The organism is Peribacillus sp. TH27 (assembly GCF_016650915.1).
Lineage (GTDB): Bacteria > Bacillota > Bacilli > Bacillales > DSM-1321 > Peribacillus > Peribacillus butanolivorans.
The window spans coordinates 269,974-282,463 of sequence record NZ_JAEKEV010000001.1 but is presented as its reverse complement, the minus strand read 5'-3'; the positions used below and the strand labels follow the sequence as shown (position 1 = coordinate 282,463).

The 12,490-nt window shown below is 35.1% G+C and carries 9 protein-coding genes; 6 read left to right on the top strand and 3 right to left on the bottom strand.

Annotated features, from left to right (window positions below; genetic code table 11):
• Positions 1-141: 141 nt before the first annotated feature.
• Both JFU24_RS01360 and JFU24_RS01355 read right to left on the bottom strand, forming a co-directional pair.
• Complete coding sequence (locus JFU24_RS01360) at positions 142-1,797, bottom strand: helix-turn-helix domain-containing protein (protein ID WP_201249334.1); 1,656 nt, start codon at positions 1,795-1,797, stop codon at positions 142-144.
• The gene (locus tag JFU24_RS01355) at positions 1,797-2,282 is read right to left on the bottom strand and encodes a hypothetical protein (RefSeq protein WP_201249333.1); all 486 of its coding nucleotides are present in this window, start codon (positions 2,280-2,282) and stop codon (positions 1,797-1,799) included. Before JFU24_RS01355 ends, JFU24_RS01360 begins: the two co-directional genes overlap by 1 nt.
• A 1,425-nt stretch (positions 2,283-3,707) precedes the next feature.
• Between JFU24_RS01355 and JFU24_RS01350 the strand changes: the two genes are divergently transcribed.
• Positions 3,708-4,829: a hypothetical protein gene (locus tag JFU24_RS01350; RefSeq protein WP_201249332.1), complete on the top strand. Its 1,122-nt coding sequence runs from the start codon at positions 3,708-3,710 to the stop codon at positions 4,827-4,829.
• 1,045 nt (positions 4,830-5,874) lie between these two features.
• Here the strand turns inward: JFU24_RS01350 and JFU24_RS01345 are convergent.
• Positions 5,875-6,777 (bottom strand): hypothetical protein, encoded by a 903-nt coding sequence (locus JFU24_RS01345; protein WP_201249331.1) that lies wholly within the window; start codon positions 6,775-6,777, stop codon positions 5,875-5,877.
• 721 nt (positions 6,778-7,498) lie between these two features.
• On the opposite strand from JFU24_RS01345, the gene JFU24_RS01340 reads away from it, so the two are divergent.
• The 5 genes from JFU24_RS01340 to JFU24_RS01320 all read left to right on the top strand — a co-directional run bounded on the left by JFU24_RS01340 (position 7,499) and on the right by JFU24_RS01320 (position 12,356).
• A complete protein-coding gene (locus tag JFU24_RS01340; protein WP_201183645.1) occupies positions 7,499-8,749 on the top strand; it encodes a ParM/StbA family protein in 1,251 nt (416 codons plus the stop codon).
• Positions 8,750-8,797: 48 nt separating this feature from the next.
• Positions 8,798-9,271, top strand: coding sequence for a hypothetical protein (locus JFU24_RS01335; protein WP_201183643.1), 474 nt, complete (start codon positions 8,798-8,800; stop codon positions 9,269-9,271).
• Positions 9,272-9,727: 456 nt separating this feature from the next.
• The gene (locus JFU24_RS01330; RefSeq protein ID WP_201249330.1) at positions 9,728-9,871 is read left to right on the top strand and encodes a hypothetical protein; all 144 of its coding nucleotides are present in this window, start codon (positions 9,728-9,730) and stop codon (positions 9,869-9,871) included.
• A 561-nt stretch (positions 9,872-10,432) separates the two neighbouring features.
• Positions 10,433-11,770: a sensor histidine kinase gene (locus tag JFU24_RS01325; protein ID WP_201249329.1), complete on the top strand. Its 1,338-nt coding sequence runs from the start codon at positions 10,433-10,435 to the stop codon at positions 11,768-11,770.
• Positions 11,751-12,356, top strand: coding sequence for a response regulator (locus JFU24_RS01320; RefSeq protein ID WP_201249328.1), 606 nt, complete (start codon positions 11,751-11,753; stop codon positions 12,354-12,356). The genes JFU24_RS01325 and JFU24_RS01320 overlap by 20 nt, the downstream gene beginning before the upstream one ends.
• Positions 12,357-12,490: the final 134 nt, after the last annotated feature.

Here is a 12,490-nt window from a genome sequence, read left to right as displayed (position 1 = left end):
CGAAATAACCAATCATTCATACACCCTTCAATATTTATGTCAGTGCAATTAGGATGCATTTATCTTTAATTATTGTTTATTGAGATGATGCTCCGTATGATATGTGAACATCATCAAAAAAAATAAGCACCGTTTAGATGCTTATTTTGCATTTAACCACTCTTTCATTTTTTCTAAGCTGACTGTATACGGACGTTTAATTAGATTCCTTTCATACCTGGACAAGGTACTATGGGAGATTCCCATTTCCTTAGCAGCCTCTAAAATGCTTAATCCCCGATCCGTTCTTTCCTTATTAATCGTTTCAGGAGAAACCTGCTTTTCTGCAACCATCTCCCTGGTTGCAACTGTCTCCCTGTCCGTCATACCCTTCAACATCGTTAGAAAATTCTCTGTGTCATAGTCCTGATCCTCAATCAATAATAAGTCCTGGTCATCTCCCATTCCCGTGATTTCAGTAGGTGGGATGATTTGGACTCGTGCCTTCAACCATGTGTTTGCGAACCAATTTCTCTCCTGCTCTATTTGCTTCTCTAGGTTTTTTTCCTTATAGCTCCACCCTTTAATGATTCCATCCTGCTGCAGGGTGTCCAATATTTCCTCAAATTGTTCTCTAATCCTTGAACCATATCGCGGATTCACGTCCAAATCCATTACTTTTAAAAGCCCTTTGTCTCCCCCGATATGATAAGCCCTGAGATAGTCCGCACTCTTCTGGCGAATCCTCCACTGCCAGGACAGGTATCTCGATAACCGTTTATGGTACTTTTGCTTAATTGGATGGTATTCTAGAGTCTTTAATGCAAGCAACCCACTGCTTCTTTGGGAACCGTACAAGAAGTTGGCAAGCAATTCACCAGGACGAATGCTGCATTCATAAATACCAATCGGGTTATCCCCCCGGTAGGCTACCGTCACGCTATCCACCAAAAACAAGGGATTAAACTGCACTTGTCCAATTTCTTCAAAATCTCCCTGATCCTCATTTATGAACCTCAAATTCTCTTTTTCAATTCTAATCCATATCGTTGTGAGAGCGGCCAACCTTTTCATGATATCATCGCGTTCTTTTTTTCGATAAGACATTTGATAGCCGTCTAAATCTTCTTTCCGACCTTGTAATCTCCTTAGATTCAAAGCATCATCCGTATGGAAATGAATCATTTGGTCCTTATGAGTAGCCTGTTGCATCCAAAGAATCGAGACGATATCAAAAATGTCTGCGGTTAAGTCATCCATCGACGTAATGGCTTGAGAGGTGAGGTTTTTCCATTGTTCGATGGCTACATTGGATTTCATCATCAGATAATCATTTTCTGCCCTCACTTGAGCCGTCGCCTCTATCGCCCTTTCCGCAATCCTTGCAGTAGGAATCTCAGTCGCAATGTCGAATTCATTTTTACTGATGGTCTCCCTTAATTTATGAAATAATAAGGCCGAACCGGACTCGGCAAAATTTTGATTCAACAAGGCATTTATCACTTCCCTGTTGTTAGACTTTGGGGAATAGGATGAATTCTCTTCCCCTACCGCCTGTATGTATGGAAGGACAAAATTTCTAATTTCTTCTATGTAATCATCAACCCATTGTTCCATATCCTCGAATTTCAATCCATAATCTTTCACCAAGCTATCCAAAATCACAAAAAATGCTTTTAATGTTTGGCTTGGCTGGTAATCATCTTGAACTGACATAAGATGGTTGATATCCATATTCCATTCGACAAAGAGTTGAGGATAATCTGGAAAAATCGTTTTCATGACATTCAAAAATTTCGTTTGCAGGGGTTGTAACATTATTCTTTAACCCGCCCTTCTTTTGTCGACTCTATGTCTTCAAATGAGTACTGTTGGATGTAATCTTGAAAAACAACGGTTTCCAATATACCCAAATCGTGCAGAAAGCTAACGGACTCAAAAGAAAGGAACTGAACGATCGGATTTTTTTCTAGGATGGCATTTTTCAACTGTTGGATGTCTTTTTCCTGATAAAGTATGTAATTTCCCATCTGTTCTTTGATGTCGTTAGGGGAATAGATGGTATCTTTGAATGGTTGATTATGCGTACATTCATAGACCATCTCACCTTTTATATAATAAGTCCTGACACCAAAATCTTTCCCAGCCTTATAAAATTCGATTTGTTTTCGAAACCATATGGGACCACTGTATAATTGGACCACTGGTTTAGGAAGCACGCCACGCAGCTGATAGGTGGAAACCTTTCTCCGATCCCATCCGAGAATTTCCCCCACCTCTTTAACTCCTACTAAAAAATCCATATGTGTTCCCCTTTAATCTAGTAATATGGTAATTATGAGTGAGCATTGTTGCTTTTGTCAACACACGGTTTAAACGTGCAACTTTTTTTATTTTGACGTTTGCTTTCACAATGTGCACATAACACTGCTTCTCTGTTCACTTGCGATATATTCTCCTTTTTTCTTTAATTTTTTAATTTACTCATCTTCGGATACTTCGTTTTCGTCTCAATATGACTTGTGCTATAGATGTAGGTAAAACCTAGGGTGCATTTTCATAAAAAATGATTTTCTCGAAAAATCATTCAATTGTAAGGGAGCATCAGCAACCACCATGAAGGTTTGAAACCTGTGCTCTTTAAACATCCAAGTAGACTCACTCTTCAGATTTAGATTCCAGAAGATCTTGACTGCTAATTATTTTTACAATGTGACGTTAAAGAAGCTTGACGCTTTCTTTCACTATACTAATCAATAAAATTGCAACTTATCTTTTATTTGACGTTTGCTCTCACAATATGCACTAGCCTCTTCGTATAAAACTCCTTTTAAAATGTAGGTTCTTTACCAAAAGACTTGCATACAGTAATCTCCTTCTGTTCAAATAAGAAGGAAAATGACGTTTCCTTGCACACGTTTTTGTGCAAGTTTTACGATTTTTGTACGATTATAAATGGATTTTTCATTAGAATGTTGATATATCAATGATTCTCACACCCTCTTAATGATTAAAGAATGACGTTTCCTTTCACAATGTGCACACCATTATATGGGATTGCAACTTTTCCTTCATTGGACGTTTGCTCTCACAATGTGCACAATGATAAGGGTATGCAGGTTTATCTCGCGTTAACAACATCCCATAAGCTCCACGCCTTCTTGAATATCTCACTCTTCCAAAATAAGCTGTGCAACTTTTTCTTGTTTGACGTTTCCTTTCACAATGTGCACAATCCCCTATTTTTGATCTGAGATTTTTTAAAACATTTTGATCAACCAACCTTTTACACCCCTAAATCTCCAACAAAATTTCAGTAAAAATTAGGAACCCACACAAAATAGTGCCTAAATTTATCTCTTTTTGTTCTAAAATGAAGAAAAATGACGTTTGCTCTCACACAAACTTGCACACATTTCTGTGCAAGTTTTTTTATTCTTGCCCATTTATGCATGGACTATTTTATGAAAACATTGATATATCAACGTTTGTCCTACTTTGCTTATCTATCAATTCATGACGTTTCCTTTCACAATATGCACAAACCGTGTGAAAAATTGACGTTTCCTTTCACACAAAAATATTTAGAGTTTTTTTCAATCCCTTGCCCCCCAAGGGATGAGCACATGTTGTGCAACTTTGAAAATCCCTTAATAAAGGACACCATTTCCTGTTTTTCCATTCTGCTATAATTCAAACTAGAAAAATAGACGAGAGGAGGGCCTAAAATGAAAGAATCCAGAATAAAAATCGATGGTTTTAGAATGCATCACGCCATCTTAAAAGAATTCCATTTTCTTCGTGATCAATCATTTGAGCGCCCTCCTGCCTCTGCCTATGTCGTATATATGACCATGTTAAACCAATTACAAGTAGAACAAAACCAACGAGGCATGCTTAAGGAATATAATCTTTCTTACTGGGCAAAGAAACTTGGAATCTCTTATTCTACCCTTTGGGGAGGAAAAAAGTTCTTAGAAGATCATCATTTTGTGAAAGAGGAAATCCACAAAGGGTTACCTGTTATCGTGTTAAAAGATGTTGATAAGTATAATACACCTGAACTAAATGGTGTATCTCTCAACTACCTAATCATACCGCATGCCCTTTTTGAAACGAATATTTTAGCAGAATTCGTACGTACCTCGAACCCGGAAGGAATCGAACTCCTCTTATCCTTACTTAACCAGTTCCGGACTGGTCTGTCTTTCAGCAAGACAGGTGAAATGGAGAAAATAAAACAAGAACGGACAATGAAGACACTTAAACTTCAACTGAACAAGAATGCAAAAGGGGTTCGTAAAACTTTAAGTGTTTTAGAAGCTCTTTTTTCCATCGAATTCACAGGGATAGAGATTCGTGGCAAGCAAATATGGATTAAAAAAGCCTCCTTTTCCTTGAAGCCGGAATGTGTGGAAGAAAACACGGATGAATTTAATGTCAACTCACTCATGGCGAAACTATCAAAAGAGCTCACCTACTTCTTTGATGGACATCAAATTAAATTTAAACCAAGAGACCAGATCGATGTCATGATTTCCTTTAAGCAGGAAGTAATGAATAAACTGAACTATCTTATGGATGAGGACTATGAAAGCTTCACCATACGTGATCAATTCATGAAAAACTTCTTTTTACAAACAATGGATCAGATAGGAATTCATATACATACAGAAAAACAACGAAAAGGTTCTTTCCATTTCTACTCGATTGGCGCCTTTTTCAGAATGGCCTTTAGAAAGTATCTTCCTGGGGCCTTAAAAAAGATTCCTTATGAATTAATCCATGGAGCCAAAATCAGAGAATACACCAAAACTGGCCAAGCACCAGAGCTACACGGTGTAATTTAATAGCATAAACCAGCCTTGTGAAAAAATAGGACATTCACAGGGCTATTCGAATATACTCAAAAAAAATATAGAAGTATTCCCTTATAACAAAAGTCTTTACTCTCCCCTTCTGTCACAGTTTCTGGCAGATTTTCTGAGAAAGACTATTTTTTTACGTCCAATAGTTTCCGAATGTAGACTTGTGCATTAGTGGATATAAAAAATATCAGCCTGTGAATATGTAAATAGTTTAAAAAAAGTCCTGTGTACATGTGACTTCTTTTACACTCTATATGTGGGAAAGTGGAAACTCTGTTATAACGACTCTTAGAAATGACTAGAACCCTTGTCCTTCAAGGGATATACCCAACAATTGAAAAATGCCTATTACTTCTGTTTCTTTTATTAAATCTGTTTTCTCTTATTAAATATGCCTTTTTATTAAATTTGTTTATTTACGAAATAAATCACTTCAAACAAAATTTTAAATATTAAATTAAGAAAATATACTCGCTCTAAAACAAACTGACTTTCAAAAATTACATATTGAAAACTAATGATAAGATTAATCAACCATATTATTTAGATTGAGGTTCATTCATTCTAAATTTTATACAATCACCAGAAGAAACCTCCAATTAGTTGGGGCGAGCTAAAAACGGCCACCATGAAAATTCAGCGCAAGTTTAATGAGCAGCATTCTATAAAACCTTTCACTAAATCGCTTTTCATCCAAAATTCTGCAAGTAATACCTCAAAAAAGAGAATGCTTTGTAAAAAAATTAGACCACCCAAGACGGTGGCCTAAACTTATCCTTTTACTGCATTCAACGTATTTAATTTAGGAGCAAGGCACCTTTACCCTTTTACTTGCTATAAAGCCCTAGAGAGCTCATAGAGAAGCTATAGACTATCTTTAATCATCATAATGCAAAAGGACACTCTTATTCCTAATTTGAATCTGGAAAACGAAATGTCCATCTTCCAGAAACCGCACTACATAATAGTTTGGGAGAATCCAATTTTTCTTCTTACTCCCTAAAACAAAAACAAATGAATAGAACTATTAATCTTCCATAGTTTGTTCTAATGCTTCCCTTTCATTTGTTAAAAGTGCTGTTTCAGATTTTAACCTTTTTTCTAAAGCAAGTGATTCTTCTTCAAATTGACTAATCTTCTGCCTTATTATATTAATTTCATCAATGAGCTCCACTTCTATATGGTCAGCTTTGATATCCCTTTCATCCACTAGTATTTCAGATTCTAAATTCAGAGTATCTTCTGTATTTTTTTTTGCAAAGAAAGAGAAAAAGCCTGTATTTTTCTTTTGCTCCAAACTTTTTCGTAACACATTCGCTGCTTGTCGATCCATTTTTCGATTTAATCGATGATTTTTAATCTTTTCTTCGATAACTTCAATTTGTCTTTGTTTATCAGCTATTCCAGTTCTCCTTCTCAGCAACTCCACTTCAATTAGATTGATTGTGTTTTGTAGTGTGAAGGTTCTCATCATTACATTCTGCCTTCTATCAAATTCCGAGAATAATTGATCTAAGGTATCCTCATTATATTTACTCCCTTTTGCTTTTCCGCCATTTTGTTGAGGAATCGATTTTAGCGATAACTTAACTTGAATATCGGAAATCGTTTCTCCCCTCTCAATTGCCAGTAAAGTCATATGGATTTTAAAAACAGTGAGAAATGGCAATCGCTTCTTTCTACCTTCTACATAAATCTCTAAGTATCCCTCTAGCATCCTAACGTAATACCTTAACGTCGAATTAGCGATATTAAAGATCTTATCGGAACAATCGGTGGTTGAATACAGGGCATTCGGATCCAACTCTAGTATATCTTCTTTAAATAGTTTGGCACTGTATTCCTTATCAAGTACCAACGAAGTGAATAAAGCATCGTCACGAAGTGCTTCTGTAATGAAATCCTTATTGGCCTGGACTCTGTTAGTCACGATAACCCTCCTCTTAACGCTAGTTTAACTATAGCTTATTTTTATCTACCTATCGCTAAGCGTCAATTTATCTGTATCTATAGTTTACCTACTAGATAAAGACTAATCAACTAGGTTTGTTTGCTTTAATAGAAATAATGAACGAATTCGATCTATTTTAATCTAGACTAGATTAATCTGAAAGCACAATAATAACCAATCTAGTCTAATCTAGTTTGGATTTTTAGTGAGTATCTGCTACATTTCTTGTGGTAAATAACCGATAACGTTAATCTAGCGGTAGATAGCAACAATATGAAATTATTAACGGTAATTTACGGATAATCATTTCAACACTAAACTAGTCTAATCTAGTTTAGTGTTGTTTATATGAAGTGATTTCTCCTTATACCTTCAACGTTAAATAACCGATAACGTTAATTTGGCGATAAGTAGCAATAACGCAGGACGGTTTAGCGGTAACTTACGGATAATTATCTCGTAATAAAAGAAGTTAAAAAACGATAACGTCAAATTACCGTCAAATATATAGTTAAAATAAAACAACTGTTCATAAAGGTGTGAGTTAAGCGTTGAGATATCGCTAATTTAACGATATTATGTTAGCGGTGGAATATCGATAACGTCAATTTAGCGCTAGTTTTTCATTGACTTTAACAGGTATTCTCTATATATTGGATAGTAAGTAGACTAAACTAGATTAGTCCGAAGGAGGAAGACCATGACAAAACTTGATTTTTTATTTAAAGAGGATTATTTAATTGCAGGAGTGGATAGTGGGAACATTTCTAATAAAATTACGTATATCGACCAAAAAGGAAATGTTGTTTCATTAAATATCGCGAGTATTATCGGAGAAAACGCGGAAACGACTGCTGAAGATATGCCAGATGAAAGCGCAGATAAATCTTTTCCTGATGATATGATTCTTCATTTACATATTAAAAGTAAAGCCTTACCAAAGAATCGAACAAATGCTTATTATACAGTAGGGGAATATGCTCAAATTTCAACAAATGACAAAAATAATTTAAGAGAAACCAGCAGTGATGCAAGAGATAAATTAGGGAATGAAATCCATGTTGTAACAACTTTAGCGGGATTAGCCTTAGCTGCTTGGAAATCGGGTAAGACCAATAAGGTAGACGTTCCATTGAGTTTTGGGCTTCCAATAGAAGAGGCCAAACAGGCGTCTTCCGAAAAAATCAACTTATATATGGGTGAGCATGAAATTACTGCAATAAAAGGGCCTTATAAAGGCAAAACCATAACCATTAATATTACGGATGTTCAGCTTAATGTGGAAGGCGTAACGAGCTACTTAGCATTGGCCTTTGATTTAGTGGATGGGGAAGTGGTGGAAACTGAATTTTCATCACAAATCCATGATGAGTTTGCCATAGCTGATTTAGGAGCTGGAACATTGGATTTAGCTCTTTATGATGAAAATGGTTTAAATTCAACTAAATCTACAAACCATCTGATAGGTACAAATAAATATATTGATTTAATCATGAAAGAAGCAGCGGAACTAAAGGAATTCGACAGCATACGGGCCCGTTTTGAAAGGGTGAATAAAACTCCTAAAATTTCGTTTACACGTGAAGAATTTATGAGGAAGTTCATCAAGCCGGAAATCAATAAAATGGTTTTAAATCCTAAATATTCTCCTGTCTTTAAAGCGACCTGGCAGTCCAAAACAGCAGATATCACAAAAATTGTAGATAAATATACGAAAGAATATGCCGAAGAAGTGAAAGATAAAGTCATCCGGTATTTTGTTGATACAAACGTTGGGCAAATGATTATCGTCGGGGGAGGGCTTCTCTTCGCTTATAAATACTTAGCGGAACTCAAAGATGAAGATTGTCTATTTCCTCCGAATATCGATCAAGCCAGTTTCTTTACTAGTAAGGCATATCTCTTGAAAAATATTATTGCTGAAATTGAAAAGCAATCAATTGAAGCATAGTAATATAAGAGCATCTTCTTTTAGTTGTGATACAAGGTGGTGGTAACGTTGTCCAATAGAAAAATCACTCCAGGTCGAGGAATTCAATATACCCCCAAAACCTCGATAGAATGGGCTAATGAATTTAATGAGTTGGTAGACTGCTTTAAAAGCAGAAATGAACTTATTAGTGCGCTTATTGAAGATGGTTTAAAGGTTCGGAATGGATCTTATAAAGAACAAGGTATTTACCTTCCACTAGACACCTTTACGAATGATCAATTAGCACTTTTGAAAACGGAGGAAGGGCAAAGGATTCTTTATAATATCGTTTCTTTAATTGTAGGGAATCCCGAAGGGACGGCGCTTGCCCAGCAAATGGTGCAGCCGGTATCCCAGAAAAGTAAACCAGCTTCCTCACCAATCGTTCCATCTAAAGGTCCATTAAATCATGAAGAAGATACTATGGAAGGCAAGGGACAATCAAACGAAGCCCTTTCTAAACTATTGAAGTTGGGGAAGATGACCAATTTAAAGGGATAAAACATTTTTAAAAATAGAGCTCAGATATATGTAAGAGGCTGATTCAAAAGGTCGTTGAATAACGACAAATTTGAATCAGTCTCTTTCTTTTAAATCTAACTCCAATTCAAATGGAAAGCCCTTTTTAACTGGAAATTTATATATAGCGGGTTGCATAGAGTGGCTGGATCTTTATACGAAGTGCTCAAAGCATATTGTACATTTTATATTAAAAGAAGGTTTTGTCAAAATTTGCATTATAGAAATAATAGATAATGTAAGCGTTTTCTTTTATAATTAAAACACGCGAATGGTGTGTGGCCATCCTGGTATCTTGGCGTAGGCGGAGCCAATGCAATATTTCTAAAAATGATGACTGATTAAAAAATTACTATTTCTAAACAAAAATGTAATGAACTTTAAAAACGTGAGTGCTTAAATTGATGATATAAAAGATAAAGTAAAGGGGAGGAAAAGATGGAAAAAGAAAATAAAACCCTATTTGTAAATTTTATTCAGGAAGATCGATTTGAACTAAACTCCTACCTTAATTATTTATTTAACCAATTTAATGAATATGTTCCAAAGCATATGGAAGACGTTAAGATGATTGAACAATAACGATATTATAACAACAAAAATACGCGGCTGTATTATTCCTTGAGAATAATACAGCCGCGTATTTTTGTTTTCTTTCTTCTTAAAAGAAGGTTTTTACCGTTATGATCTTAAAGATCTTAATTGAAATCAGAATCTAGCGGTTGATCTAGCCAGAAAAGAATAGATCAAGGATTAGTAAAAAGGGGTAATAACAAGACTAGAGTCTCCCGAAAAAACCACCATTTTAGCGTCAGTTAGAGATTTAAAGTGTCATAACTTATTAAAAAAGGACAAACGTCTCAAGGGGGGAGTCTGTCCAAAATCAAGTGAACTATATTCACGAACCGTTTGGATTAACAGCGTAAGTAGTATTCCGTTAGGAATCCTATTAATCTTTTCAAATTCACATTATGTTTGTACCAAAACCATTTCTTGTTAAGGGATCATTAAAATATTAATATTGTATTAATATTAAATAATTAAAAGAGTTTTGCTAATATTAAGGAAATTAATTTAATTCCAAGAAGTAAAAGGTATTTTAATTCCTTCTTTAGTAACTATCTTGGATAGAAAGGGGAGTATATGAGTAAGTCACTTAACGGAAAATCAGTGTGGAAAGGGGTGGCTTTAATTTTCTTAGGCATCTCTATGCCGCATTGGCTTAGCTCCAAAAATGTAGGCCTAGGTATACTAATAAATATTATGGAAGAAACCCCCCATGGGAATACTCTCTTAATAATGGCCTTTTCCATAGTTATGCTTAATACAATTCGCGCACTTCCAATTTATATTGGTGCAATTATGTTGGGAAATGCATTAGGAGAAAAATTTCAGAGGAATTGGCTCAGATTAGCTATTCCTCTTGCTGTCATCCCACTTACCTATGCAATTATAAATTTATCAGTTAAATCTAATTATCATTTTGGTATTCCAGCCGTTATCATACTTTTATGTATCATCTTAGTACAATTATTGGAAAAAGGAAGATTGGGATTATTTATGAAATCCCTTATTCTTGTTCAAATTCTTTTTGGGGTACAGTGGTTAGACGAGGTGCCTTTTCTTACAAGGTATGGGTTCGGTCATGGAGCCATCTCTACTAAAGTCAAGAAATGGGCAATTGAAATTGGATTTGATCAAGCTCTTTCGTTATATGCAATCGTGTTATGTTCTATATTTCTTATTAATGCTTTTATTCTGATGGGGTTTCTCGTTAGATGGAGGATTGTTCAAGAACTGCATATTATAAAATTAGAGGCTCTAGAAGCTCGTTCTGATAAAGAAGTGTTGAATCTGGTTCATGATTTAAAAACCCCACTAGCCTCTATTGAGGGACTCATTTCTTTAATTGGTCTATATAATAAACATGAAAGAACCAAAGAATATTGTCGTAGTATTTCATTGTCTATTAGTTCTATGAGTGAAATGATTTCTGAAATTTTATATAAATCCCACAAGAGTTGTTGTTCTTTAAAAAGTCTGGTTGATTATACCTTGTCAAGCCGATTAAGTGGTACCGATAAAAAGGTCAATCTAGAATTACCCGATCAACCAGAAACAATTAAAATTTGGGTTAATAAGATCCGGATGACTCGTGTGATAGTAAATTTAATTAATAATGCTTTTGACGCTATTGAAGGATGTCCTGAAGGAAAGGTGACTATAAAAGCTAAAACTTATGGCAATCAGATTTTGTTAGGTGTATCCGATAATGGAAAAGGAATGAATGAAGAGGAGCAGAAGAAGATTTGGAAGGCAGGATACAGTACAAAATATCAATCAGGAATTGGATTATCTTTTGTTCATCAAGTGGTAGAAGAGCATAAAGGAACAGTTTCTATTGAAAGTAAAATTGGACAAGGAACCACAATTTGGATTCATCTAGCAGGAGGGAACAATGATGAGGATTTTAGTTATTGATGACGACAAATCAGTTCGCTATATGTTGAAAGAAATTTGTGATTTTGCAAAATGGAAAGTAATAGCTTGCAGCAATGGAAAGGAAGGTGTAGAACAATTTATAAAGAATGAGATTGACATTGTTCTCGTAGATTTTCATATGCCTGTAATGGATGGACTAATGACCGTTTATGAAATTCGTAGACTCAATAGGGAAGTTCCCATTCTCGTTTTAACGGTAGATGAACGCCAAGAGATTGCTGATCTTTTTTTAGAGAAGGGGGCAACTGATTTTGCATTAAAACCAATAAAAGCGCCTGACCTCATCTCTCGAATTCAATTACATAAGCGGCTTTTCGAAGCAACAAAGACAAAAGGTGATGTTTTTGTAACGAAAGGAATGAGTCAAATGACTTTATCTCATGTTTCAGTATTTTTACAATCTTGTACTCAGCCCTGTGCGATTGCTGAAATTACAAAAGAAGTAGGTTTAGCTTATCCTACAGTTTATCGCTGTTTAGTTCATTTAATCCAAAAAGGGAAAGTACGTACAATAGTGAGTTATCAAAAAATTGGTAGACCTAAAAACCTTTATGAGTGGGTATAAATCTACTATTTGAGCATAATCTTGAGTTGTGACTTTAACTAAGTTCACAAAGACTAGAGTTATGCTTTTTCTTTTTTTCTTTTTTTCTATTTTATAAGAGAAAAAGAGTAGATATAATTCTGTTAATTAGAAGA